21 protein-coding genes and 6 pseudogenes are annotated in these 26196 nt (G+C 64.6%); 17 read left to right on the top strand and 10 right to left on the bottom strand.

The genetic code is table 11. From position 1 onward, the window contains the following. The first annotated feature begins 4 nt into the window (after positions 1-4). Positions 5-1209, top strand: a protein-coding gene (locus QP029_RS02245; protein ID WP_284874050.1) for an IS3 family transposase whose coding sequence is annotated in 2 segments (ribosomal slippage) — positions 5-302 and positions 302-1209 — 1206 coding nt in all. Because the reading frame shifts where the segments join, the coding sequence is not laid out codon by codon here. 28 nt (positions 1210-1237) lie between these two features. Here QP029_RS02245 and istA read toward each other — a convergent pair. Then, positions 1238-2623 (bottom strand): annotated as a pseudogene (gene istA, locus QP029_RS02240) (IS21 family transposase); the annotation flags it as partial. 95 nt (positions 2624-2718) lie between these two features. Between istA and QP029_RS02235 the strand changes: the two are divergent. Both QP029_RS02235 and QP029_RS02230 read left to right on the top strand, forming a co-directional pair. Next, positions 2719-4063, top strand: a pseudogene (locus QP029_RS02235) (IS256 family transposase). A gap of 248 nt (positions 4064-4311) precedes the next feature. Beyond that, positions 4312-5550 carry an IS256 family transposase gene (locus QP029_RS02230; RefSeq protein WP_284875252.1) on the top strand — a complete coding sequence of 413 codons (1239 nt, stop codon included), beginning with the start codon at positions 4312-4314 and terminating at the stop codon, positions 5548-5550. Between the two features lie 81 nt (positions 5551-5631). On the opposite strand, the pseudogene QP029_RS02225 reads toward QP029_RS02230, so the two are convergent. Beyond that, positions 5632-5769, bottom strand: a pseudogene (locus QP029_RS02225) (IS6 family transposase); the annotation flags it as partial. A 300-nt stretch (positions 5770-6069) separates the two neighbouring features. On the opposite strand from QP029_RS02225, the gene QP029_RS02220 reads away from it, so the two are divergent. The 3 genes and pseudogenes from QP029_RS02220 to QP029_RS02210 form a co-directional block, all read left to right on the top strand. Then, positions 6070-6393, top strand: coding sequence for a PadR family transcriptional regulator (locus tag QP029_RS02220; RefSeq protein ID WP_284875251.1), 324 nt, complete (start codon positions 6070-6072; stop codon positions 6391-6393). Further along, a complete protein-coding gene (locus tag QP029_RS02215) occupies positions 6390-6899 on the top strand; it encodes a DUF2812 domain-containing protein (protein ID WP_284875250.1) in 510 nt (169 codons plus the stop codon). The genes QP029_RS02220 and QP029_RS02215 overlap by 4 nt, the downstream gene beginning before the upstream one ends. Before the next feature lie 98 nt (positions 6900-6997). Continuing rightward, positions 6998-7474, top strand: a pseudogene (locus QP029_RS02210) (IS6 family transposase); the annotation flags it as partial. 335 nt (positions 7475-7809) lie between these two features. Here the strand turns inward: QP029_RS02210 and QP029_RS02205 are convergent. The 4 genes and pseudogenes from QP029_RS02205 to QP029_RS02190 form a co-directional block, all read right to left on the bottom strand. After that, a complete protein-coding gene (locus QP029_RS02205) occupies positions 7810-8775 on the bottom strand; it encodes an ArsA family ATPase (protein ID WP_284875249.1) in 966 nt (321 codons plus the stop codon). Then, positions 8766-9029, bottom strand: coding sequence for a cory-CC-star protein (locus tag QP029_RS02200; protein ID WP_284875248.1), 264 nt, complete (start codon positions 9027-9029; stop codon positions 8766-8768). Before QP029_RS02200 ends, QP029_RS02205 begins: the two co-directional genes overlap by 10 nt. 7 nt (positions 9030-9036) lie before the next feature. Beyond that, complete coding sequence (locus QP029_RS02195) at positions 9037-10752, bottom strand: carbon starvation CstA family protein (protein ID WP_284875247.1); 1716 nt, start codon at positions 10750-10752, stop codon at positions 9037-9039. Positions 10753-10907: 155 nt separating this feature from the next. Then, a pseudogene (locus tag QP029_RS02190) lies at positions 10908-12996 on the bottom strand (PhoX family protein). Positions 12997-13150: 154 nt separating this feature from the next. On the opposite strand from QP029_RS02190, the gene QP029_RS02185 reads away from it, so the two are divergent. Then, positions 13151-14326 (top strand): globin domain-containing protein, encoded by a 1176-nt coding sequence (locus QP029_RS02185; RefSeq protein ID WP_432418696.1) that lies wholly within the window; start codon positions 13151-13153, stop codon positions 14324-14326. Positions 14327-14424: 98 nt separating this feature from the next. Then, positions 14425-15270, top strand: coding sequence for a DUF8692 domain-containing protein (locus QP029_RS02180; protein WP_284875246.1), 846 nt, complete (start codon positions 14425-14427; stop codon positions 15268-15270). Here the strand turns inward: QP029_RS02180 and QP029_RS02175 are convergent. Genes QP029_RS02175 through QP029_RS02165 form a run of 3 tightly spaced genes read right to left on the bottom strand, consistent with a single transcriptional unit; the run spans position 15160 to position 16879 of the window. Beyond that, positions 15160-15666: a DUF456 domain-containing protein gene (locus tag QP029_RS02175; protein ID WP_284875245.1), complete on the bottom strand. Its 507-nt coding sequence runs from the start codon at positions 15664-15666 to the stop codon at positions 15160-15162. The two genes, QP029_RS02180 and QP029_RS02175, sit on opposite strands and share 111 nt — an antisense overlap. Positions 15667-15676: 10 nt before the next feature. Next, a complete protein-coding gene (locus QP029_RS02170) occupies positions 15677-15883 on the bottom strand; it encodes a type II toxin-antitoxin system antitoxin (protein ID WP_284875244.1) in 207 nt (68 codons plus the stop codon). 3 nt (positions 15884-15886) lie between these two features. Next, positions 15887-16879 carry an SPFH domain-containing protein gene (locus QP029_RS02165; RefSeq protein WP_284875243.1) on the bottom strand — a complete coding sequence of 331 codons (993 nt, stop codon included), beginning with the start codon at positions 16877-16879 and terminating at the stop codon, positions 15887-15889. 132 nt (positions 16880-17011) lie between these two features. On the opposite strand from QP029_RS02165, the gene lysS reads away from it, so the two are divergent. Continuing rightward, a complete protein-coding gene (gene lysS, locus QP029_RS02160; RefSeq protein WP_284875242.1) occupies positions 17012-18583 on the top strand; it encodes a lysine--tRNA ligase in 1572 nt (523 codons plus the stop codon). A gap of 137 nt (positions 18584-18720) precedes the next feature. Here the strand turns inward: lysS and QP029_RS02155 are convergent, their stop codons facing one another. After that, a complete protein-coding gene (locus QP029_RS02155; RefSeq protein ID WP_284875241.1) occupies positions 18721-19002 on the bottom strand; it encodes a hypothetical protein in 282 nt (93 codons plus the stop codon). Between the two features lie 419 nt (positions 19003-19421). On the opposite strand from QP029_RS02155, the pseudogene QP029_RS02150 reads away from it, so the two are divergent. The 8 genes and pseudogenes from QP029_RS02150 (at position 19422) to QP029_RS02115 (ending at position 26077) form a co-directional block, all read left to right on the top strand. Next, positions 19422-20553: pseudogene (locus tag QP029_RS02150) on the top strand (DMT family transporter). A 180-nt stretch (positions 20554-20733) separates the two neighbouring features. Beyond that, positions 20734-21036, top strand: a complete 303-nt coding sequence (locus tag QP029_RS02145) for an urease subunit gamma (RefSeq protein WP_284875240.1) — start codon at positions 20734-20736, stop codon at positions 21034-21036. Positions 21037-21074: 38 nt separating this feature from the next. Further along, entirely contained in the window at positions 21075-21386 is a 312-nt protein-coding gene (locus QP029_RS02140) for an urease subunit beta (RefSeq protein ID WP_284875239.1), read from the top strand. 117 nt (positions 21387-21503) lie between these two features. Beyond that, the gene (gene ureC, locus QP029_RS02135; RefSeq protein ID WP_284875238.1) at positions 21504-23213 is read left to right on the top strand and encodes an urease subunit alpha; all 1710 of its coding nucleotides are present in this window, start codon (positions 21504-21506) and stop codon (positions 23211-23213) included. 148 nt (positions 23214-23361) lie between these two features. Then, entirely contained in the window at positions 23362-23838 is a 477-nt protein-coding gene (locus tag QP029_RS02130; protein WP_284875237.1) for an urease accessory protein UreE, read from the top strand. Then, positions 23819-24538, top strand: a complete 720-nt coding sequence (locus tag QP029_RS02125) for an urease accessory protein UreF (RefSeq protein ID WP_284875236.1) — start codon at positions 23819-23821, stop codon at positions 24536-24538. The genes QP029_RS02130 and QP029_RS02125 overlap by 20 nt, the downstream gene beginning before the upstream one ends. A 43-nt stretch (positions 24539-24581) precedes the next feature. Further along, the gene (gene ureG, locus QP029_RS02120) at positions 24582-25196 is read left to right on the top strand and encodes an urease accessory protein UreG (RefSeq protein WP_284875235.1); all 615 of its coding nucleotides are present in this window, start codon (positions 24582-24584) and stop codon (positions 25194-25196) included. A 53-nt stretch (positions 25197-25249) separates the two neighbouring features. Then, positions 25250-26077, top strand: a complete 828-nt coding sequence (locus tag QP029_RS02115) for an urease accessory protein UreD (protein ID WP_284876131.1) — start codon at positions 25250-25252, stop codon at positions 26075-26077. The last annotated feature ends 119 nt before the right edge of the window (positions 26078-26196 follow it).

The raw sequence follows: 26196 nt of genomic DNA, 5'->3' as shown, positions 1-26196 counted from the left end.
CACCATGCCCAGCAAGACCTACACCGAGGAATTCCGCCACGACGCGGTCGCCCTCTACGAGAATTCCCCCGGCGTATCGATCAACGCCCTCGCCACCGAACTCGGCGTCAACCGCAACACCCTCCAGATCTGGGTCCGCAAATACGGCACCGGCGCCCGCACCACCACCAGCACCGAGGCCGCCTCGCAGACCCCGACATCGGTGACCGATGCCGAACGTATCCGCCAGCTGGAACGGGAAAACGCCCGACTGAAGGAAGAGCGCGACATCCTGCGCAAGGCCGCGAAATATTTTGCGGAAGAGACGACCTGGTGATCCGCTTCCAGTTCGTTGACGACGCCAAGAACAGCCATTCGGTCAAGCGGTTATGTGAGGTTCTGAAACTCAACCGGTCCTCGTATTACAAATGGAGAAACACCTCCTCCGCCAGGACACAACGCCTGCTCAGCGACGCGATCCTCGGCGCACGGGTCAAGGCCGTGTTCGCCGCAGAACGCGGCTGCTACGGCTCCAAACGCATCACGGCGCAACTCAACGACGACTCGCCCGGCAGTCCGGTCAATCACAAGAAAGTCGCCCGGATCATGCGCTCGTTGCAACTGGTTGGCTACTCCAAGAAACGCAAGGTCACCACGACTGTCTCGGATGGGAGGAAGCCGGTGTTTCCGGATCTCGTCGGCCGGAGGTTCACCGCCCCGGCACCGAACCAGGTCTACGTCGGCGATATCACGTACCTGCCGATCGCGGACGGGTCGAATATGTACCTGGCCACGGTCATCGACTGTTTCTCCCGCCGGCTGGTCGGCTTCGCGATTGCCGATCACATGCGTTCTTCCCTGGTCCAGGACGCCCTGGTGATGGCCAAGGGCCAGCGCGGAAGTCTCGACGACGCAATTTTTCACTCGGACCATGGCAGTGTCTACACTTCCCATGCGTTCCAGGACACGTGTACGCAGCTGGGGATCCGGCAGTCGATGGGCGCGATCGGCAGCAGCGCTGATAACGCCCTGGCGGAGTCCTTCAACGCCGCGTTGAAGCGTGAGGTCCTCCAGGACGCAAAGACGTTTGCCAATCAGTTGCAGTGCCGGCGAGTTGTTTTCCGCTGGTGTACCCGCTACAACACCACGCGTCGGCATTCCTGGTGCGGGTATCTCGCTCCAGCAGTGTTTGAGGAGCAATGTCCTGTTACGCTGAGATCTGCTTCCTGATCACATCCCCCGTGTCTACTTTCCGGGGGTCGGGCCCCTCGGCGGAATACCGCCGCGTCAACCGCAACACCGCCAGGGCGGCATTCAGGCCCTGCTCGTCGACGGCCACCGATTCGAAGATCCGGTTGACCACCACCGTCGCGGACGGACCCACCCGGCCTGCCCACTCCCGCACGCGCGGGGCGTCCCACGGCTGGTAGCGCTCCCCGGCGGGTAGATCAGCGTCGTTGGTGCGGTACTGATTGGCTGATCCCTCGGGAAGCAGCACATGGCTGCTCACCCTTTGCTGGCCGGAGTAGACCTGCAGCACCCGGTCGGTGATCCGCAGATCCACACCCGTACCGATATGGGTGACTGGCACCGAGTAGAAATTCTTCTCCCACACCACGTGCCCGTTGCGCCCGACCCTCCGGCCGTAGACCCACCGGCTGATCTCATAGGCGACCTGCGGAAGCCCGGTCAGCAGGGGGTGTTCCTCGGTGGTGAAGACACTGGCCCGGGAGCCGTCCCGCTTCTGGAAAGGCTCGGCGTTGTAGGCCGCGACCTGGTCGGTGACCGCGGCCGTCAGCTCCGGAAGCGACGTGAACTGCTGGTCACGTAGCTGCGCGATGACCCGCATCGCGACATGCCAGACAGTATTTTCCACGCTCGGTTTGTCCTTCGCTTTGCGCACCCTGCCCGGTAGTACGGCGGCCGAGTAGTGTGCGGCCATCTCACGGTAGGCGTCGTTGAGGACGATCTCACCGTCGCGGGGATGTGTGATCACTCCGGTTTTGAGGTTGTCGGGCACGATCCGCGGTACCGATCCGCCGAAGGCGGTGAACATTGCGACATGGGCCCGCAGCCAGGACTCCTGCGTCATGTCCAGGCTGGGGTAGACGAACGAGTAGCGGCTGAAGGGCAGGCACCCGACGAACAGGTACACCGGCCTCGGGGCGCCGCTGACAGGGTCGAGAAGTGTCATCGTCGGCCCGGACCAGTCGACTTCGACGCTCTGGGCGGCCTTGTGTCCCACCCGCGACGCTGCTCCCGTGACCAGGACGTGGCGCTGGTAGGTCCGGCAGAACCGGTCGTAGCCCATCGCCGGGGCTCCGGTGGCGACGCATTCATCGGTGTACTCGCCGTGCAGCAGCTTCAGGGTCACGCCGACCCGGGCGAGTTCCCGGTGGACGTTCTCCCAGTCCGGCTGGGCGAAGATGCTGTGGTGCTGTCCCCGGCCCGGGAACAGCAGGTCATAGACCTCGTCCTCGGGACGCTCGGCGACATCATCCCAGCTCACACCCGCGGTGTCGGCTGCTTCCAGCACAGCGGTGATGCTTTTTCGGGACATACCCTGTGACGCGGCGATCGTGCGTCCTGACAGGCCCTCGGAGCGTAGCTGGAGTATCAGCTTCGCTCTGATCTTTCGTACCATTGGCTTGCTCCTTCCGCCGTGTGCCCTATACACACGGAGGGTGTCAGATGGTTTGTGTGTGAGGGATTCCCCTCACACCAAGGAGATGAACCAGAATGACTACCGTGGCACGACGAAACCCAGAAGACTCCGCAAAGATCAAAGCGATCGAGGAAAAGCTGCTGGCCAATCCTGAGATGGCGAAACTGATCGACGAGCTCGGCACCTCCACAACGGATGCCAACGATCTCGTCCGGGGCCTGCTCCAGGCCTCGATCAACCGCGGCCTCAACGCCGAGATGGATGCCCACCTCGGCTACCAGCACGGTGACCGGGACAGCAAGGAAGCCGCTGGTCAGAACAATTCCCGTAACGGTTCCTACCCCAAGCGGGTCGATTCGAACTACGGACCGGTCGATGTCGCTGTTCCCAGGGACCGTGACGGATCCTTCCTGCCGACAATGGTGCCCAAAGGATCCCGCCGGCTGACCGACGTCGACGACATGATCATCAGTCTCTATGCCGGTGGCATGACCGTCCGAGACATCCAGCACCACATGGTCACCGCCATGGGCGTGGACATCTCCCATGAAACAATCTCCGCGATCACCGATGCGGTCCTCGAGGAGGTGCTGATCTGGCAGAACCGCCAACTCGAGGAGTTCTACCCCGTGATCTTCCTCGATGCGTTACGCATCAAAGTCCGTGACGGGGGCCGGGTGGTCAACAAATCCGCGTACCTGGCTATCGGGGTGGACATGGACTTCGATCAAACACATCCTCGGTATCTGGCTGGCGAAAGAGGAAGGAGCCTCGTTCTGGGCCCAGGTGTGCGCCAACCTCGCTACCCGCGGCGTACACGATGTGTTTATCGTGTGCTGCGACGGGCTCAAGGGCCTGCCGGAGGCTGTGGAAGCCACCTGGCCGGATTCGATGGTCCAGACCTGTGTCGTCCATCTGATCAGGGCAGCGAACCGGTGGGTGGCCTACGGAGATCGCAAAGCGGTGTCCGCCCAGCTGAAGAAGATCTACACCGCCCCCACCGAGCAGACCGCTCTGGCGGCGTTGGCGGAGTTCGAGGCCTCCGAGCTGGGGGAAAAGTACCCGCAGTCAGTCAAGGTGTGGCGCGATGCGTGGGACCGGTTCATCCCGTTCCTGGAGTTTCCTCCCATGGCCCGGAAGGTGATCTACACCACGAACTCGATTGAGTCGATGAACAACGAGCTGCGCAAAGCCACCCGGAATCGGGTGCAGTTTACCAACGATGAGTCCGCGATCAAAACCTTGTGGTTGATGATCTGCAACATCGAGGACAAACGGGCCGCCAAGCGCGCTAAGCAGGGCAAACGGGTCGCGGCTACCAGTGGCCGGCTGATCGAGGGCAGGCGGGTGACGAACTGGAAGCAGGCCATCAACCAGATGTCTGTGGCCTACCCGGACCGCTTCGAGCCCTACCTCTAATAATCACGCCCCACACACAAACAACTTGACACGCTCTACACACGGCGGGAGGAGCGTAAGCGTGGTGGCCCCCGAGCGCACCACGAGTGGCCCCGAGGCCTACGAACCCGTCCTCAGCCTGCCGGCCCCCGGACACGCGACCGGTGGACCCCAGTGAAGCGAATATTCAACGACCTCATGAATGCACGAGGCGACCACCGCAGTACCTTTCGAATCCGTAACCACACTTCCTCGAAAGGGAAACCACGATGGCCGCTGGCCCCCATTCTATCGACCCGACCACCTACCTCGACGAACTACTGGCCCAAGCCTCCCCGGACCTGATGCGCGAGATGCTCCAAGGGTTCATCAACCAGATCCTCTCGACCCAGGCCGACCAAGTCTGCGGCGCCGACTACGCCACCGTCAGTGATGCGCGCACCAACGTCCGAAACGGCTACCGCCACCGCGACCTCGACACCCGGGTCGGCACCGTCGACGTCGCCGTGCCCAAACTCAGAACCGGCTCGTTCTTCCCGGACTGGCTGCTGGAACGGCGCACCCGGGCCGAACGTGCCCTGACCACCGTGATCGCCACCTGCTACCTGAAGGGCGTGTCGACGCGCCGGATGAACGACCTCGTCGCCACCCTGGGGATCAACAACCTCTCAAAATCGCAGGTCTCAGACATGGCCAAAGACCTCGACGGCATGGTCGAAGATTTCCGCACCCGACCCCTGGATACCGGCCCCTACCTCTATGTTTCCTGCGACGCGTTGACCATGAAGGTGCGTGAAGGCGGACGGGTCGTGAAAACCTCCGTGCTGCTGGCCACCGGCGTGAACGCGGAAGGCTACCGCGAACTACTCGGCATGCAGGTCGCCACAGCCGAGTCCGTGGCCTCCTGGACGGGTTTCTTTCGCGACCTCAAGGCCCGGGGCCTAAACGACGTCTACCTGGTCACCAGCGACGCACACTTGGGCATCCAGCACGCCATCGGCGAGGTGCTGCCGAACGCGTCCTGGCAACGGTGTCGCACGCATTTCGCGAAGAACCTCTCCGGACTGGTGCCCAAAAGCCAATGGCCGACCTTGTCGGCGATGTTCCAGACGATCTTCCAGCAACCGGACGCCGCATCGGTGTGGAACCAGGCCCGGGAAGTAGTGACTTTCTGTGAGCAGAAGTTCCCGCACGTGGCCGACTACCTGGAAGAAGCCCTGGATGAGCTACTCGCGTTCACCCACGCCCCGAAAGCAGTGTGGACGAAGGTCTGGTCGAACAACCCCACCGAGCGGTTGAACCGGGAGATCCGCCGGCGCACCGACGTCGTGGGGATCTTCCCGAACCGAGATGCCGTCGTGCGCCTGGTCGGGGCGGTGCTGGCTGAGCAGCACGATGACTGGATCCAGCAGAAGCGCTACATGTCGCTGACGGCCCTGGACCAGACGAAGACCATGATGAACGCCAACGTCATCGACGCCGGCGAAGCCACTCAGGAGGTCGCATGAGCCAGTCGCAACACCGGGCTCGTGCCGGTCCCTGAGATCGTCATGCTGCCTGTTTTATCGAAAGGGCAGACACACCACTCGCGTGGACTTGACCACCGGCACGCCCCGCTCGGTCATCATTTCCTCCAGATCGCGGTAGCTCACCCCGTAGCGGCAGTACCACCGCACTGCCCACAGAATGATGTCACGGGGGAAATGACGACCGGAGAAGATACCCATGGCTGTGATTATTTCACGTCGCTCTTCCTACTGCCCCAACTTTGCAACAGCACCCTCTGAAACGCCCAGGCCGGGGGTCAAATTTGCGAAAAAGGCTCATGATCTGTGGCTTTCCGTGACTGGACAGCGGGGTACACCTCCCACGCGAAGGTCCTCCACGGTGAATGTGTCGCGCGCAGCGTTGCCCTTGTGTCGGCCCGCTCTAGGGCCACACCTTGCCGACCATGCCGCAGCGCGCTAACATATCAATAATGGATATATCGGAGCATGATATATTCTGTTCGGATACAGGAGGTTTCCATGGCTCGGGCATCAGGATTTAGATCGGGAGAGCTTACCGACACGGCGGTGCAGGTACTTATGGCGCTGGTAACCCCCAGGCATGGTTACGCCGCGATGCAGTACCTCAGTGAGGTAAGCAACGGCGAGATCGAGATCGGCCCGGCGTCGTTGTATACGACCCTGAAAAAGCTCCTCGAGAACGGTTTCATTGAGGAGATCGACAGCGGCGAGTCAAAGCGGACCTACCGATTGACCTCGGTGGGACACGACATACTCATCCGGAATATCGACCACAGGCAGCGGCTTCTTGACGTTGCGAAGCACATCATGGAGGAACAATGATCACCACACGAAAGATGGGTAGCGGGCTTGCCTTCACCCCGGAGAAAGATCTGGCACTGTTCGCGGAGATGGCGAGGAAGGGCAAGCGCCTCTCCGGGTCCACTGCCATCGGGCAGTGGAGGTTCGAGGATGCCGAACCGGAGGACAAGGTCTTTGAGCTGCTCTACGAGGCTGACCTTGATGACGACTACGCGGAGATGATCCGGCAGTCCGGGTGGGAGCAGGTCTACCACGTCGCCGGTCTCCACATCTTCAAGGCCGACCCGGGGACGATCTCGCTACACACCAATCCGGAATCAAAACGCGCTGAACTCACGCGCCAGCAGCGGTGGTCCCTGAAGTTGGCCCTGGTTTTTCTGGTGGTCCTCGCCGCCATGGCCTGGATAGTCACCCTGGTCCAGCTTCCGGATTGGGTTGAAGTGCTCATGATCTGGGTCCCGATGGTCCCGTTCATCTATACCTTCTTCCCGTTCGTAGGCTACAGCTGGAAGCTCTGGAGGATGTGAGCCCCTTGCCCATCGCCCCGTGATGGGAGTGTCCCTTTGTTTTTGTCAAGGGTTCGGCTGAACCCACTCGGTTCTCCACTCAACTTTGCAACAGCGCCGATGAGACCTATATCCGGGTCGGCGGCAGGTGGTGCTACCTCTATCGGGCGATCACCGCCGGTGGCCAGACCCTGGACTTTTACCTCTCTCCGAAGCGGAACGTGGCCGCAGCGAAGCGTTTCCTGGCCAAGGCCCTCAGATCCAATGCGTCAGCCGGGTATCCCAGAGTGATCAACACCGATAAAGCACCCTCCCTAGCCAGGGCAATCGCCGAGTTGAAGTCAGAGGGAATCTGCCCGCCAACAGTGGAACACCGGCAGGTGAAATACCTCAACAACATCCTGGAAGGCGACCATGGTCGGCTGAAGCGGATCCTCGGGCCGAAAGGCGCGTTTAAGAACCGGACATCTGCATATCGGACGTTGAAAGGGATGGAGGCGATGCACTCATTGCGGAAAGGGCAAGGCACGATGTTTGCCTACGGGCAACCGAACCCGGACGCGGTGATCGTCAACCGGGTCTTCGAGACGGCCTGAGAACGCCCACACGCAGCGGCCATCATGGAATGAGAAACTGAGTCTTCGCTGCTCTCCGCCCAACTTTGCAACAGCACCTGAAAATGCACTCTCGAAGCCTGGTGGCCGTGCGTTTAGATTATGGCCGCGACGCAGTGGGGATCGTGGTTGTGGAGTCTGAGAAGGCACGGGGTGTTGATGCTCGAACAACCGAGCTCATTCAAGAATCGCAGTCGCACAGAGAACTGAGTGCCATGTTACGGCTGCTGTGGACGAACGGGCTCGCCGTCATACGTGAGAAGCATGGACCCGATTGGGCGATTGTCCGCTCGACTCCTGAGTCTTCTCCCGTTGACTCAGAGCAGCCGGGCGAAGGCCTCCAGGCCTGACGCTCCCGTGACCTCGGTGGGCTGGAGGGGGAGATGGACCACGGGGGCGTCGATACGCAGGGTGGTCAGCGCCTCCTCCTCGTGGGTGCGGCGCTGCGCCAGGAAGCCACCCTGGTCCGCAGGGGAGCGGCGGTTGACCACCAGGCCGCCGACGCGGACGCCGGAGGAGCGCAGTTCGGCGTGGAACTCGGCCGTCTCGAGGACGGGGAGTCGCTCGGCGGTGAGGACGATGAAGAAGACACACTGTGCCGGGTCGGTGAGGACGTCGCGCAGGTGGGTGAAGCGTTCGCGGCGTTTGAGCAGGATGGAGCGTAGCTGCTGGTTGCGGCGGTCGACGGGGTCGACGGCCCCGGTGACCACGTGGTCGCGGCCGGTGGGGGACAGGCCGCGGACGACCGCGGAGAGGTGCTCGGATTTCGCGCGGCGGTCGAGCAGGCCGTCGGTCCAGGCGGCCATGAGCTCCGGCAGGGCCATGAGGCGGGAGGTGTGGCCGGAGGGGGCGGTGTCGAAGACGACGTGGTCGTAGCGGTCGGATTCCTCGGCGACGAGGGTGGCGATGCGTTCGAGAATCGCCGCCTCGTGGGTGCCGGGGGACTGGGCGGAGAGTTCGAGATGCCTGCTCACCTCACCGTGGAGGTGCTCCGGCATCATCTGCCGCATGGTGTGGCCGACCTCGGCGAGGTGCTGCCGGGTGGTCTCGGCGGGGTCGAGCTCGATGACGTCGAGATGCTCGCGGACGGTGGTGATGCGGTCACCGATGCGCACGCCCCACAGGTGACCCAGGTTGTGGGCCGGGTCGGTGGAGACCAGCAGGACGCGGCGTCCGGCGGCGGCCAGGGCGGTGGCAGTGGCGGAGGCGACGGTCGTCTTGCCCACGCCGCCCTTGCCGCCGAAGAAGACGATCCGGGTGTCGCCGATGAGCTCTAGCAGCACTGTATGTTCTCCAGGGGTGAGTGCTCCATGCCCATGCGGCGGTGCCAGGCGTGGAAGTCCTCGTAGACGATGGGCAGCAGCTCGAGGGTGTAGTAGCTGGCCGGGTTAGGGACGCCGAGGGCCTCCGACATGACCAGCATCATGAACAGGTCGTCCTCCTGCTGGCGGGCCTTGACGAAGGTGGCCCGGTACGGGCCGGCGTAGTACTCCGTCAGCCCGTCGCTGAAGGCCTTCAGCCGGTCCCGGATCCCCATGACCGCCCTAGAGCTTCTTGGCGGGGACGACCGGCGCGGGGGCGTCGGTGTCCTCGTCGGACCAGATGGTCGGGTCCTCGTTGCGGGCGCGGTTCATGGCGGCGAACGCCTCGACCGTGACCCAGACGGCGCAGATGAGGATGATGATGTCCAGGCCGAGCAGCAGCCAGTTCTGCGCCTCCCAGAACTGTCCGATCTGGACGATCGCCGCCCACAGGGACATGACCAGGACGAAGATGAGCGGCACGAGGACCGGCCAGGTGGGTCGGCGCAGGCGGGTGAGGATGACGCAGAGGATGGACAGTGTCAGCGCCGCCATGAGCTGGTTGGTGGTGCCGAACAGCGGCCAGATGAGCATGCCGCCGGAACCGTCCCCGCCCGCGGAGAACGTCAGCGCCAGGGCGACGACCACGACGATGACGGTGGCCACGAGACCGGAGAGCTTGACGCCCATGATCTCGCCGATCTCCTGGACGACGAATCGCTGGAGGCGCACGCCGGTGTCCATCGTGGTGGCGGCGAAGAGGACGGCCATGGTGGCGAGGATGGTGGCGGACAGGGAGGTGGGGATGCCCAGGCCCTGGTTGATGAGATTGCCGCCGCCCTCGACGAATGCGTTGACACCGCCCTGGTTGAACGCGGTGTACACGGCCTCCCAGTCCTGCAGGGTGCGGTAACCGGAGGTGGTGGCGATGATCGTGCCCAGGGCGAGCAGGCCCTCGCCGACGGCGCCGAAGTAACCGACGAAACGGGAGTCGGTCTCCTTGTCCAGCTGCTTGGAGGAGGTGCCGGAGGAGACGATGCCGTGGAAGCCGGAGATCGCGCCGCAGGCGATGGTGACGAACAGCAGCGGGAACATCGACGGGGTGCCGTCGGGGACGTTGTTGTTGATGGCCGGGGCGACAACGGTCGGGGCGGTGACCAGGAACGCACCGTAGAGGATGCCCAGGCCGACGAAGAGCTGCAGGCCGTTGATGTAGTCACGGGGCTGGAGCAGGACCCACACCGGCAGGAGGGAGGCGATGCCGCCGTAGATGAACAGGACGATGATCCAGAAGGCGTTGGGGGACAGGCCCAGGATGGAGTCCGGCAGGACGACGGGGAAACGGTCGCCGATGATCATCAGGGCGTAGAGGACGACGACGCCGACGACGGAGACGACCGGCAGGTTCCACTTGAAACGGTAGATGGCCTGGCCGACGAACAGGGCGACGATGATCGCGCCCCAGGTCGGGATGACCGCGGTCGGGGTGGAGACCAGCAGGCCGGAGATGACCACGGCGAACGCGGCGACGACCATGAGCAGCAGCAGGAAGATGACCACGAGGAAGAGGTTGCGGCCGCGGGCGCCGATGTAGCGTCCCGACAGGGTGCCGATCGACTGGCCCTTGTGGCGTTGCGACGCCCACAGCGCACCGAAGTCGTGCATGCCCGCGATGAACACCGTGCCGATGGTCACCCACAGGAAGGCGGGGAACCATCCCCAGATAACGGCGACGGCGGGGCCCACGATGGGGGCCGCGCCGGCGACGGAGGTGAAGTGGTGCCCCCACAGGACATACTTGTTGGTGGGGACGAAGTCCACACCGTCGTTCATCGTGTGGGCGGGCGTCTTGTACGCGTCGGACAGCTGGTACACCCTCTTGCCCAGGAAACGGGAATAGAGGAGGTATCCGCCGATCATCATACCGACACCGATGACGGCAAGGATGAGTGAGTTCATGGGTGCATCCCTCGACTGGATCTGATAGTGACGGTGTTAACTGTCTCACAGCTCATGGCCAGGGTCACCCCAGGGGGTATGTGTGGATCAGGACACGTAGGAAACCCCAGGCAGTCAGACGTCTGCTGTCTGACGGCCCGGGGTGGGGGTGATCGCTACTCGACGCCGATCTGCCCGCCGTCCGCCTTCCACACCTGCGCCACAGCGGGGCGCGGTGCGGAGTTCCCGCCGTCCGGCCAGTGCGAGGCCGGGTTCTCGACGGTCGCGTCATCCGTCTCACCGGGGTGCTGGACGTTGACCAGGGCCCGCTCGCGCTGCACGATCGGGCCGCAGGTCTCCGCGGCGTAGGGGACGGTGAGGAAGCACTTGAGCTCACCGCGGTTGGGGCCCTCGACGGTCATGGCGTAGAGGCCGTCGTTGGAACCGAAGGCGTTGCCGTCGGTGGAGATCCACAGGTTGCCGAACTCGTCGAAGTCGAGGTTGTCCGGGCAGGAGATCGGGGACACCTTCGCCTTGTCGAAGCCGCCGAAGTAGGTGTACGCCTCGTCCGGGTCACCGCAGACGAGGATGAGGTTCCACGTGAACTGCTCACCGGCGTGATCGTCGACGATCTCCATGACCAGGCCGTTCTTGTTCTCCTTGACGGGGGCGTACTCCATGACGCCCTCCTTCGACTTCTCCGCGGCGCCGCGGTAGGAGTTGTTCGTCAGCGCCATGTAGACCTTGCCGGTGACCGGGGAGATCTCCACGTCCTCGGGGCGGTCCATCTTGGTGGCGCCGACGGCGTCGGCGGCCTCGCGGGTGAAGATGGCCACCTGCTCGCCGGTGAAACCGTCGACGTGGGACTGCGCGTTGCCCGCGGCGTCGACGGTCATGAGCTTCGCCCAGTGGCCGGCGCCGTCGAAGGCCCCGTCGGAGGGGAGCTCGCCGGAACCGTCGATCTCGGACTGCGGGGAGTTGCCCGCCATGACGGCGACGTAGAGGGTGCCCTCGTCGAGGATGGTCATGTTGTGGGCCATGTCGCCCTCGATCATCTTCTTCGTGGAGACGAACTTGTACAGGTACTCGAAGCGGGCGTCGTCGCCGGAATAGCAGACGACGGTGCCGTCGGCGGTGAGGTGGATGTTGCCGGCCTCGTGCTTGAAAACGGCCACACGCCATGTGCTTGACGGGGGTGGAGGTCGGGTCGTAGGGGTTGATCTCCACGAGGTAGCCGAAGCGGTTGAACTCGTTGGGCTCGCGGCCCAGGTCGAAGCGGGGGTCGAAGCGCTCCCACTTGCGGTCGGACTCGCCCTCGGCGGCGCCGAAGCGGGCGACGGAGGTGCGGGCCCGCTTGTCGGCGACGGCGTCGGCGTTGCCGAAGTAGATGTCGAAGTTCTCCTCGCCGGACAGCATGGTGCCCCACGGGGTCAGGCCCCCGGCGCAGTTGTTGAAGGTGCCCGCCACGCGGGTGCCGGTTGGGTCGGCGGAGGTCTTGACGTAGTCGGAGCCGGCGCCTGGGCCGACGAGGCGGAACTCGGTGGTGCCGGTGATACGGCGGTTGAGCGGCCCGAACTCGCGGGTAAGCTCACCGGTGCCCTCGGCCGTGGAGACCTCGAGGATGGTGTGGCCGTGGTCGGCGATGCCGATGCGGACCTGCTCCTCGGTGGGGTTGTCGGCGTCGTAGTTCGGGAACATCTGCGGCTCGGTGGTGTACTCGTGTGAGCAGACGTAGAGGAGGCGGTTCGCGTCGGTGGGGTGGGGGAGCAGGCCGGCGAAGTCGTTGTTGAAGCCGAACTGCTGCTCGGCGGCGGCCAGGGTCTGGTTGTGGATGTCGAACTCCGGTGCCCCCTCGATGACCGGGTCGCCCCAGGCGATGAGGACGGACTGCTCGTAACCGGCGGGGACGGTGACCTTGTCGTCCTCGTTCGGGGCGACGGCCTCGAACTGCAGGCCCCGGTCGGACACGTGGCCGGTGGTGCCGGAGGATCCCGGCAGGGACGATCCGAACGCGGAGGAACCTGAGGACTGGGCGGCCGCGGACGGCGCCAGGGACGCCATCGCCGCGCCACCGCCGACGGTGAGGACGGTGAGGCTGCCTGCCTTGAGAGCGGCGCGGCGGGAGACGAGGTCGCCGAAGTAGGGGTTGTCGGAGGTGTTCTCGCATTCGCCGAAACAGGCGTTGCCGCATTTGTAGGTGCAGGTCAGGGAGCTGCGGGATGAGGTGAACTGCTTGCTGAGAAGGTTGAGGCCCTTCAGTGCCATGGTGCCCTCCAGGGAACTGGGTGAGGAGTCGGTCTGCTGCATCCCGGACGCTATGAGGGGGGCATGTACAGACCCCAACAAAGAATTAACACGGTTAAACCTGTGTAATATAGGAACGCAGTCACCCCACCCCGTCCTCCGAGGAGATCCGCTCTTGTTCGTCACCACCGAACCCACCGCCCGTGACCGCCGCCTGACCCCCGGGCACGAGGGGACCGTCAGGGCCACCCTGCCCCTCGTCGGCGCGAACATCGGCACCATCGCCCAGACCTTCTACCGCACGATGTTCGGCAACCATCCGGAACTGCTGGCCAACACCTTCAACCGCGGCAACCAGAAATCCGGTGAACAGCAGAAGGCGCTGGCCGCCTCCGTGGCCACCTTCGCCACCATGCTCGTCGACCCCGACGCCCCAGACCCGGTCGACCTGCTGGCACGCATCGGCCACAAGCACGTCTCCCTGGGCATCACCGAGGATCAGTACCAGATCGTCCACGACAACCTCTTCGCCGCGATCGTCGAGGTCCTCGGCGAGGACGTGGTCACCGCCGACGTCGCCGAGGCATGGGACGAGGTCTACTGGATCATGGCGGATGTCCTCATCGCCTACGAAAAGCAGCTCTACGCCTCCGACGGCGTCGAGGCCGGCGACGTCTTCCGTGACGTGACGGTCGTGGAGAAGAAGGAACTCACCGACACCGTGACCACCTACACCCTCGACGGCGACCTCACCGCCGCCCGCCCGGGCCAGTACACCTCCATCGGGGTCGTCCTGCCCGACGGGGCCCGCCAGCTGCGCCAGTACTCCATCGTCGGTCAGGCGCCGGGCAACTACACCATCGCCGTGGAGACCGAGGGTGAGGTGTCCACCTTCCTCCGGGACAACGTCGAGGTCGGCGACACCATCCAGGCCACCCTCGCCGCCGGCGATCTCGTCCTCGAGGACGGCGACAGCGCGGTCGTGCTCGTGTCCTCCGGCATCGGCTCCACCCCGATGGTGGGCATGCTCTCCTACCTCGCCCGCACCGGCTCGGAACGCCCCGCCACCTACTTGCACGCCGACGCCTCCGAGGACACCCACGCGCAACTCGGCCACACCACCGCCCTGCTGGAGAAGCTGCCGTCCGTCACCGTCGCCCACAGCTACCGCGACAACGGCCAACTCATCGACATCTCCGCCCACGAGGTCGCCGGCTCCGACGTCTACCTCTGCGGCGGCAACGAGTTCCTCCGGGCGATCCGCCGTGACCTCGAGTCGCTACCCGCGGAGAAGGCCCCGAAGTCCGTCCGCTACGAGCTGTTCTCCCCGAATGACTGGCTGCTCGGATAGTCAAGACAACGCTCGTCCCACATGAGAGTTCCTTTAGAAAGAATGTGGGATCGGACCAATCACGGGATTGTCTCCACTTTTCGTCCTATAGTGAACGAATGGTTAACAACAGCACGACACAGGGCATGGCCGAGCGACAGATCGACGGCCTGAGCTCCCGCCAACTGGTGTGGGCCATGGCCGTCGGCCAGGCGGTCCTTGTACTCATCTTCATCGGCGGCAACATCATCCATCTGGGATACAACCACCCGGATGAACCGTTCCACCCGGTGTTCTCCCACCCGGGGTGGAACGGTGACTACGACGGTTCCCATGTGGAGATCCTCGGCCACATCCAGATGGCCCTGGCATCGGTCTTCCTGCTCTTCGCCGGGGCGATCAGACGCATCGGCGTCTACGCCGCCTGGGGTGTGGTCATGGCGGCCATCGTCATCGACGACATGCTCCAGCTCCACGAGCGCGTCGGCGAGGTCCTGGTCCGGGAGTTCGACCTGCCCGCCATCGGCGGCCTGCGCCCGCAGGACAGCGGCGAACTCGCGGTGTGGGGCGGGCTGGCGGGTGTCCTCGGGATCGGGCTGCTCATCGCCCACATCCGGGCGCCCCGCCCCGCGCGCCGGGACTCCTGGCTGTTCATCGGCGCCGCCGCCATTCTCGTGGCTTTCGGCGTCGTCCTCGACCAGCTGCTCATCCTCATCCCGGAGGGATCCTCGGTGTCGGTGATCCAGACGGGGATCCTGCTGGAGACCACCGGTGAGGTCTCGGCCATGGGCCTGCTGCTGGTACTGGCGTTCTGGATCATCGTCCGTCGCCGCCCGGTCGCCCCGGTGCCGGCCTCAACCGCTGAAGTGCAGGAACGTCCCGACGGCGAAAGCGAAGACCGCGAGCGAGGCGAAGGCGAACTCCAACAGCATCCCGAGTCCCAGGGACTTCAGCGCCTCCACTGAGGAACGCCACGCCGCCGCGAGGTCCCTGCGGCGGACGTACTCGGCCACGAGGAGGCCGAGGGCGAAGCCGAGGAAGAGCCCGACCACCGGCACGAGGAACATGCCGATGATGCCGACGACCACACCGAAGATGACGGGGCCGTGGGGGATCTGCTCCCGGCGCATCTTCCGCCCGGTGAGAATCGCCGATGAGCTCATGCCGATCACCGCGAGCACGATGCCGATGATTCCGGTCGTCCATGACACCGCCGACCCGAGCACCCACGCCCACACCAGCAGAGTGCCGATGACCAGGAGTGATCCGGGCAGGATCGGGATGATCGTGCCCAGGACGCCGACGATCAGCAGCAGGCCGGCGACAACGGTGACGGTCGTCTCGACCGTGGTGGTGTCCATGACGGACACACTAGTCCTCCGTGGCGTCGCCCTTCGGGGGGCGGCCGCGGCGGGGCAGCTCGCCGACGTTGCGGGGCAGTCGACCGGCGCGGCGCAGGGCGTCGCGAAGCATCACCTCGATCTGCGCGTTGACGCTGCGCGCCTCGTCGTCGGCCCAGCGGACGATGGCCTCGTGCACGGCCGGGTCGATCCGCAGCGGAATGTTCTTGCGGGCCATGGTCTAGGTGTACAGGCTGCCCGTGTTGATCATCGGCTGGGCGTTGGTGTCCGAGCACAGGACGACGAGCAGGTTCGACACCATGGCGGCACGGCGCTCCGGGTCGAGCTCGACGATCTGCTTCTTCTCCAGCTCGGCCAGGGCGGACTCGACCATGGACACGGCACCGTCGACGATGGTCTCGCGGGCGTCGACGATCGCGCCGGCCTGCTGGCGCTGCAGCATCGCCTGGGCGATCTCGGGGGCGTAGGACAGGGCGGAGATGCGGGCCTCGATGATCTCCAGGCCGGCGATCTTCACCCGGGCCGCGACCTCGTCCGCGAGCTCCCGGGAGACGAGGTCCGTGGAACCTGACAGGGACGGCAGGTGGGCCGTGCCGCCGTCGTAGGGGTGGCTCGTGGCGGTGTGGCGCAGGGCGGACTCGGCCTGGGAGTGGATGAACTCCTCGACGTCCTCGACCGCGAAGGTGGCCTTGGCGGTGTCGGCGACCTGCCAGACGATGATGGCGCCGATCATGACCGGGTTGCCGTTGAGGTCGTTGACCTTGAGCTCGCTGGTCTCGAAGTTGCGCACGCGGACGCTCATCTTCTTCGAGGTGGCCAGCGGCGGGACGAGACTGAGGCCCGTCGTGCGGTTGGTGCCGAGGTAGCGGCCGAAGAACTGGACGACGTGGGTGTGGCCGGGGGAGATGATGCGGACCATCGGCAGTGCGACGGCGCCGAGGACGATGAGGAGGATGCCGATCGGGAGGAGGACGCTGCCGACGGCGTCGCCGCCGTCGATAAGCATGCCGGCCCAGATGGTCAGGGCGGGACCGGCGATGATCGCCAGGATGCCGCCGACGAGGACGGCGGCGGCCAGCGGCGTGGAGCCGGACCAGGCGGGGGACTCGACGATCTCGACCTTGGCGCCGTCGTGGCCGACGGGGCGCTCGGCGACCTCGGCCTCGGGGACGTGGGACTGGTCGGGGTCGTGGTGGGTGTGCGGGGTGCTCATGATGCGGGACCTTTCGTGACGGGTTAATCTGATATCAGAATAGCAGAATCTGATATCAGATTAAATGGCCGGGCGGATCACGGCGGTCGCCGACTGTCTGCCGGGGTGCGCGATGGACTACCCTTGGAACCCGTGACCGAGCAGAAGAATACCCAGGACCTCCCCGAACAGCTGCGCATCCGCCGCGAGAAGCGGCAGAAGCTCATCGACGCCGGTGTTGAGCCGTACCCCGTCACCGTTGACCGGACCACGTCGCTGCGTGACCTGCGGGAGAGGTTCGCGGTGCTGGCGGAAGACGCGGACGTCGAGAAGCGGGAGGGTGTCACCTACCTGCAGCCCGGCGAGGAGACCGACGTCGAGGTCGCCGTCGCGGGCCGGCTCATCTTCATGCGCAACACCGGCAAGCTGTGCTTCGCCACCCTCCAGGACGGCGACGGCACCCAGCTGCAGGCCATGCTCTCCCTGGCGGAGGTCGGCCAGGAGGCGCTCGACGCCTGGAAGGCCGACGTCGACCTCGGTGACTTCGTCTCCGTCCGCGGTCGCGTCATCGCGTCCCGACGCGGCGAGCTGTCCATCATGGCCACCACCTGGACCATGGCCGCGAAGGCGCTGCGCCCGCTGCCCGTCGCCTTCGCGGACATGTCCGAGGACACCCGCGTGCGCCACCGCTACACCGACCTCATCATGCGCGAGCAGGCCCGCGCCAACGCCCTGACCCGCATCAGGGTGATGCGGGCCCTGCGCCACCACCTGGAGGGCGAGGGCTTCCTCGAGGTGGAGACCCCGATGCTGCAGACCCTGCACGGCGGCGCGGCGGCCCGCCCCTTCGAGACGCACTCCAACGCCCTCGACATCGACCTGTACCTGCGCATCGCGCCGGAGCTCTACCTCAAGCGCTGCGTCGTCGGCGGCATCGACAAGGTCTTCGAGGTCAACCGCAACTTCCGTAACGAGGGTGTCGACAGCTCCCACTCGCCGGAGTTCGCCATGCTCGAGACCTATCAGGCGTGGGGCGACTACAACACCGGCATGGACACCATCAGGGGTCTCATCCAGGCCGTGGCCATGGAGGTCTTCGGCTCGCACGTGGTCACGCTCGCCGACGGCACTGAGTACGATCTCGGCGGACAGTGGCAGGTCATCGAGATGTACCCCTCCCTCAACGAGGCCCTGCAGCGCAAGTTCCCCGGCCAGCCGGAGGTCACCATCGACTCCAGCGTCGAGGAACTCAAGGCCATCGCCGACGCCATCGGCCTCGACGTCCCCGCCAAGGGCGGCTGGGGCCACGGCAAGCTCGTCGAGGAGATCTGGGAGCTGCTGTGCGAGGATCAGCTGGACGGCCCCATCTTTGTCAAGGACTTCCCCGTCGAGACCTCCCCGCTCACCCGCCAGCACCGCAGCAAGCCCGGCGTCACCGAGAAGTGGGACCTCTACGTCCGCGGGTTCGAGCTGGCCACCGGCTACTCCGAGCTCGTCGACCCCGTCATCCAGCGGGAGCGTTTCGAGGATCAGGCCCGCCTGGCCGCCGGAGGCGACGACGAGGCCATGGTCCTCGACGAGGACTTCCTCGCCGCCATGGAGCAGGGCATGCCGCCGACCTCCGGCATCGGCATGGGCGTCGACCGCCTCCTCATGGCCCTGACCGGCCTGGGCATCCGCGAGACCGTGCTGTTCCCGATCGTCAAGCCGGAGCAGCACAACTGACGATCGGCCGTTTCAGGACCGCAGTGAGCGGGGCCGCGCGGTGGCCTGACTGTCCACCGCGCGGCCCCGCAGACGATCCCCGCACCTGAGTGTGGGGCCGCTCTCCTCCCTGGGGGAGGGGGAGGGGCCTGGGCGGACTAGTTGTCGTCCTTGTTGCGGCGCTTACGTTCCTTGCGTGCGAGTCTCTTGGCGCGCTCCATTTCTTCGGCGTCCGCCTGAGCGCGCTCGGTGGCCTCGAGCTGCTTGCGCTCCTTGCGCCCCGGGCCGTCCCACAGGGTGATGGCGACGCCGACGAGCGCCGCGACGGGGTAGAGCCACAGGATCCAGTCGTCTCCGAGGAGCGCGGTGGTCAGGAACATGACGAAGAGAATGCCGAAGATGACCAGGGCGGCCAGTTGCCAGACTTTGAGTGTCTTCATGGGTTTCAGAGTGTAGGGCACTGGCCGCTGTCGGCGCGCCTTTGCACCGCCGTCAGGAGCGCGACGGGAACTTTGGCAGGTACTTGTACGTTAAAACTCTTGACAAAGCTGAACTGCCACCAAAAAACGTTTCGACTGTGTCTCTGGCTGCGGCTTCCTGCCTGTTGCCTGAATGGATACTTGAAAAATGTCCCAGTTTGGCGGGGAGTTCGATTTCAAGGGCCGAGGAACCGCGGAGGGCGATTTGAGGGCCTGACGATTCCACCCCCATATTAGGGTGGGAAAAGAGCCTTGAAAAGTATAAGGTGCAACTATATGGCGACAAGAGGGCCATCAAGTTGAAATAGTATAAGCGTGCTGTAAATAAAGATTTGGACAATGATCTGGATTCTGGGGAAATGCCTGCTAGCCTCTCTAGTATGACCAATCAATCGACGGCCGGGAGCGCGGCGGTACACCCCTCCCTGCAAAAGAATCCGGTAACGACGATCGGCCACTCGCAGGCCGTTATCATCCTTCTGATCGGCACCCTGTTCCTGTCTGGCACTCCGCTGTGGGTCAAGGCGTCCAACATGGACCCGGCCACCCAGGCATTCCTCCGCGTCGCTATTGGCGCCCTCATCCTCCTCCCGCTGGCCATCCACGAGATGAAGAAGAAGATGAGCCTGCCCAAGCAGGGCATCATCTACTCCGTCATCGCCGGCATCTTCCTGGGCATCGACTTCGTCGCCTGGAACTTCTCCATCTTCCTGATCGGCTCCGGCATCGCCGCGATTCTGCTGAACCTGCAGGTCGTCATCGTCCCGATCCTCTCCACGATCTTCGACAAGTACAAGCTGCCGAAATCCTTCATCGTGATTCTGCCGCTGATGATCGTCGGCGTGCTGCTGACCGGCGGCGTCTTCGAGCCCACCGAGGCCATGCCCGGTCCGGACCAGATCTCCGGTGTCAAGACCTCCGTCCTGGGCACCATCTTCGGCCTGACCTCCGGTATCTGCTACTCCTTCTACCTGTACTTCTCCCGGAAGGCCTCCACCACCGCACCGCGCAAGGACCTTTACGTCCAGCCGATGATGTGGACCATGATCGCCCAGATGGTCGCCCCGATCATCGCCATGATCTTCGGCAACGGCTTCGCCGTGACCACCGGCGTCCTGACCAAGGACCCGGAGACCGGCCAGATGGTTCTGCCGGACATGCCGGAGGACATCGGAGATCTTCGACGCCGTCCAGATGGGTGACCCGATCAACGGCAACAACTGGTTCAACCTCATCGTGCTGATCGTCATCGGTCAGGCTGCCGCCTGGACCCTGGTCCAGATCGGTTCCGTCTGGCTCGAGCCGGTCCTGTCCGCAGGCATCCTGCTGCTGTCCCCGGTGACGTCCGTCATTGTGGCATGGCCGCTGTTCGGTGAGATCCCGTCCCTGCTGCAGTGGCTGGGCATCCTCATCATCCTCGGCTGCGTGGCGTTCCAGAACGGCCTGTTCGACGCAGTCTTCAAGAAGAAGGCCGTCGACACGGCCCAGGCAAACGAAGACGTGGCCGTCTAAGACGGCCCACGGCGTCCCGCCGCCAGGGAAAACAGCACCCAGCACCTAATTGAAAAGCCGGCGATCGGCAGGCACCCGCCGTTGATCGCCGGCTTCTCTGCACAACGGTTCAAGTTTCGGCAGTATGGGTTGCAGGATCCATATTGCACTCACCTCTAACAAGCATTTCAAGGAGAACTCATGCACCTCACCCAGCGTGAACAAGAGAAGCTCATGATCGTCGTGGCCGCAGACGTGGCCCGTCGTCGCAAGGAGCGTGGCGTCAAGCTCAACCACCCGGAGTCCGTCGCCTACATCACCGCAGAGCTGATGGAAGGCGCTCGCGACGGCAAGACCGTCGCCGAGCTCATGAGCGAGGGCGTCAGCATCCTCACCCGTGATGACGTCATGGAGGGTGTCCCGGAAATGATCGCCGACGTTCAGGTCGAGGTCACCTTCCCTGACGGAACCAAGCTTGTCACCGTTCACAACCCGATCCGCTAAACATCGACTCGCAACTGTCGCAAAAAGGAGAGTTTGACATGATTCCTGGTGAAATCTTCGTCGCGGAAGAGGGCCCGATCGTCCTCAACGAGGGCCGCGAGGCCATCACCATCGAGGTGACCAACAAGGGCGACCGTCCGGTCCAGGTCGGTTCCCACTTCCACTTCTATGAGGCCAACAGCGAGCTCGAGTTCGACCGCGAGGCGGCCAAAGGCAAGCGCCTAGACATTCCGGCCGGCACCGCCGTCCGCCTCGAGCCGGGCGACTCCCGCACCGTCAACCTCGTTGACTTCGGTGGCACCCGTGAGGTCTTCGGCTTCAACAGCAAGGTCAACGGTTCCCTGGCCTAGGCGGGTGCACGGGTCCGGCTTACCCGGGCCAACCGCACACCGTTTCCTGCAGGGGATACGACTCAACCAACGCACTGAATAAACGAGAAGTAGCGAGCTAAGAGGAGAACTTAGACAATGTCTTTTGAAATGGAGCGCCGCCAGTACGCTGAGCTGCACGGCCCCACCACCGGCGACCGCATCCGTCTGGCTGACACCGAGCTGATCGCTCGCGTCGAGAAGGATTACACGAAGTACGGCGAAGAGGTTTCCTTCGGCGGCGGCAAGGTCATCCGCGACGGTATGGGCCAGAACTCCCGCACCTCCACCGATGAGACCCCGGACCTGGTCATCACCAACGGCACCGTCATCGACTACACCGGCATCTACACGGCCGACATCGCCGTCAAGGACGGCAAGATCATCAAGATCGGCAACGCCGGCAACCCGGACATCCAGGATGACGTGGACATCATCGTGGGCGTGAACACCGAGGTGATCGGCGGCGAGGGCAAGATCGTCACCGCCGGCGCCGTGGACACCCACATCCACTTCATTTCCCCGGAGCAGGTCGAGGCAGCCCTCGACAACGGCACCACCACCCTCATCGGCGGCGGCACCGGCCCGGTGGACTCCACCAACGCCACCACCGTCACCGCCGGCCCGGCCAACATCAAGCACATGATCCGCGCGACGCGTGACTTCAACGTCAACGTCGGCTTCCTGGGCAAGGGCCACGCCTCCGATCCGGAGAAGCTGCGCGAGCAGATCCGGGCCGGCGCCATCGGCCTGAAGATCCACGAGGACTGGGGCGCCACCGCCAACTCCATCGACACGGCCCTGACCGTCGCCGATGAGATGGACATCCAGGTCGCCATCCACACCGACACCCTCAACGAGGGCGGCATGGCCGAGAACACCATCGCAGTCATCGGCGACCGTGTCATCCACACCTTCCACACCGAGGGCGCCGGCGGCGGCCACGCTCCGGACATCCTGAAGGTCGCTGGCCTGCCGAACGTTCTGCCGGCGTCCACCAACCCGACCCTGCCGTACACGATCAACACCATGGACGAGCACCTGGACATGATCATGGTCTGCCACCACCTGAACCCGGATCTTCCGGAGGACGTGGCCTTCGCGGATTCCCGCATCCGCAAGGAGACCATCGCGGCCGAGGACGTCCTGCACGACCGCGGCATCCTGTCCATCACCTCCTCCGACTCCCAGGCCATGGGCCGCGTCGGCGAGGTCGTCCTGCGTACCTGGCAGGTCGCGCACCGCATGAAGGAGCAGTTCGGTGCTCTGGAGGGCGACGACGCCAACGCCGACAACGAGCGCATCAAGCGCTACATCGCGAAGTACACGATCAACCCGGCCATCGCCTCCGGCGTCTCCGACACCGTCGGTTCCGTGGAGGAGGGCAAGCTGGCCGACCTGGTCATCTGGGAGCCGGCGTACTTCGGCGTCAAGCCGAGCATCGTCCTGAAGTCGGGTTACATCGTCCGTTCCATCATGGGCGACTCCAACGCCTCCATCCCGACCCCGCAGCCGCGCACCATGCGTTACTCTTTCGGCGCCCGCGGCGCTGCTGCCGGCCGCACCTCCGTCACCTTCCTGCCGACCGCCGCCATCGAGGCCGGTATCGAGGAGGAGCTGGGCGTGGACCGCACCTTCGTCGAGGCGAAGAACATGCGCACCATCCGCAAGGCTGACCTGAAGCTCAACAACGCCACCCCGGACATCAAGGTTGATCCGGAGACCTACGTGCTGAGCGTCGACGGCGAGGAGATCACCTCCGAGCCGGCAACCGAGCTGCCGATGACGCAGCGTTACTTCCTGTTCTAGTTCCGTACTAGTCTCAGGGGTTAATCGACGCGGCGCGCTCTGCCTGGAGCGTCGCCGGCCGATGTCAACACTGGCGGGGCGGTTCACACCGACCCCGCCTTTGTTGTCCACACACCTGCTTTCTACACAATCTGGAAGAAAGAGTCCCATGATTATCACCGAGATCTCCGGTAACCTCGCCGATCTCACCGAGGCCGAGCGCGACGGGCTGAACATCGACTACGCCGTGTTCGACAATGAGAGCCGTCTCAAGCGGGTCCAGCGAGTGACCACCGAGGGCGGCAACGAGGTCGCCCTGCGTCTTTCCAACGACTTTCGTGAGCTCTACGACGGTGACGTCCTGCAGCGCGAGGGCGAGAACGCCGTCGTCGCTCGCATGGCCGCCTCCGACGTCCTGGTGATCGCCCCGGCCTCCATCCGCGAGGCGCTGGCCGTGGCCCACACCCTGGGCAACCGTCACCTGCAGGCGCAGTTCTTCGGCGCCGACAGCGAGTTCGGCAAGGAAGTCATGGTCGTCCGCTACGACCACACCGTCGAGCACACCCTGGAGCACCTCAATGTGGCGTTCTCCCGCGGTGAGCACGTGATGCCGGAGGCATTCCGCCATGCTGAGCACTCTCACTAACCGTCGCGCAGAGCTGGTCATCTGGCACCTGACCGACTCCGCTTTGCCGACCGGTGGTTTCGCCCATTCCGCCGGCCTCGAGACCTATGTCCTGGCCGAGGACATCATCGACGCCGAGGGCTACGGCCGGTGGCTGCACGGCTACCTGCGTCAGGCCAGCTACAACGAGGCTTTGGCCGTGAAGTTCGCCGTCGAGCTGCAGAAGAGCGAGCTTGACGACGCCACGAAGCGTCAGCTCCTGGTCGAGCTGGACCAGCTGGCCCACGCTTGCCAGACGCCGAAGGAGGTCCGCACCTCCATGAACTCGATGGGCAAGCGCTGGTCGCGCGTCGCCGCCATCGTGGCGCCGGAGGACCACCTGGTCACCGAGTACGTGGCCGCGATCAATGCCCGCGAGCTCAAGGGCAACCCGGGTATCGCGGCGGGCCTGGTGCTCGGCGCTCATGGCGTCGACGTCGAGGACGCGGTCGCCGCGTACCTGATGCAGATGGCCAACTCGATGACCCAGAACGCCATCCGAGCCATCCCGCTGGGCCAAGACGCCGGCCAGCGTGTGCTGGTCGGCGCCTATGAGGCGATCGAGCAGGCCATCGAGATGACGATGCGCCACCAGACGAGCGATTTCGGTGTCGCGGCGCCCCGCCTCGAGGTGGCCCAGATGGCCCACGAGGCCCTTCACTCCCGCATGTTCATGTCCTAAAATTGGGACGATCAAACAGAAGTTAGACGAAAGGAATGACACAATGGTTGCAATCAAGATTGGCGTCGGCGGCCCGGTGGGTTCCGGCAAGACTGCCCTGATCGAGCGCATCACCCGTGCACTCGACGGCGAGATCTCCATGGCGGCGATCACCAACGACATCTACACCACCGAGGACGCCAAGATCCTCGCCCGCGAGGGCCTCCTCCCGGAGGACCGCATCATCGGCGTCGAGACCGGCGGCTGCCCGCACACCGCCATTCGTGAGGACACCTCGATGAATGACGCCGCCTACGAGGAGCTCCTGGAGCGCCACCCGGATCTGGAGCTCGTCTTCGTCGAGTCCGGCGGCGACAACCTGTCCGCCACCTTCTCCCCGGAGCTGGTCGACTTCTCCATCTACATCATCGACGTCGCCCAGGGCGAGAAGATCCCGCGCAAGGCGGGCCAGGGCATGATCAAGTCCGATCTGTTCATCATCAACAAGACCGACCTGGCCCCGCACGTCGGCGCCGACCTGAAGGTCATGGAGGACGACTCCAAGGTCTTCCGTGGTGAGAAGCCGTTCGTGCTGACCAACCTCAAGACCGATGAAGGCCTGGACAAGGTGATCGACTGGATCCGTCACGACGTCCTCATGCTGGATCTGGCCAACTAATGGGCTGGGATCTACCGTCGGGCGTCTTCCACCATGAGCCTCCGCGCGAGGAGATGGGCGTCCTGGAGCTCGGCATCGAGGTCAGCGGCGGCAAGTCCATCGCGACCTCGCAGTACCACTCCCGCGCGCTGAAAATCATCCGCCCGCACTACCTCGATGACTCCGGTCAGGTGTACTACATCATCGTCAACCCGGGTGGCGGGTACGTCGGCGGCGACGCCTACCGCATCAAGGTCGACGTCGCCGAGGGTGCGTCCGCGCTGCTGACCGACCAGTCGGCGGCCAAGGTCTACCGCACCCCGGACGATTATGTGGTGCAGAACGTGGAGTTCAACGTCGCCGAGGGTGCGGTCCTGGAGTACATCCCGGATCAGCTGATTCTCTACCGCGACGCGGACTTCCGTCAGCACCTCACCGCCAACGTGCACCCGAACGGTTCGCTGTTCTTCTCGGACATCGTCACCCCGGGCTGGTCCCCGGACGGCGGGCACTTCCTGTACAAGCAGGCGCACCTGCGCAACGTGGTCAACGTCGGCGGCGAGCTCGCGCTGGTCGACAACATCAAGCTCCAGCCGCTCTCCAGCGAGTTCGGGCAGGAGAAGGAGTTCTACATGGGTGGCCGCACCCATGTGGCGACGGCCATCTGTTTCGCCCCGGGCGTCACCGAGGATCTCATCCGTGACGTGCGTGCGAAGATCGACGAGCATGCCGCGGCGGACGAGTCGATGATCGCCTCGGTGACCGCGACCGAGCGTCCCGGCTTCGTCGTGCGTGCCCTGGGCAACCGCACCGAGGAGCTGCTCCAGCTCATTCTCGACGTCGCGGGGGAGGTGCGCGGCCAGCTCCGCGGCCACCGCGACATCACCCTGCGTCAGTACTGACGCGACGCCGCCCGGCTCGACTGCCTGACCCGCCCCGGACCCTCTCGGGGCTGGGCGGGCAGGTCGCCGTCGGACCCGGACTTTTCACGCGGCCCGAGGGTTGCGGTGAATTAGGTATT

It is taken from the genome of Corynebacterium suedekumii (assembly GCF_030252185.1).
Lineage (GTDB): Bacteria > Actinomycetota > Actinomycetes > Mycobacteriales > Mycobacteriaceae > Corynebacterium > Corynebacterium suedekumii.
The sequence above is the reverse complement of the archived record's forward strand: the minus strand, read 5'-3'. Positions and strand labels throughout refer to the sequence as shown.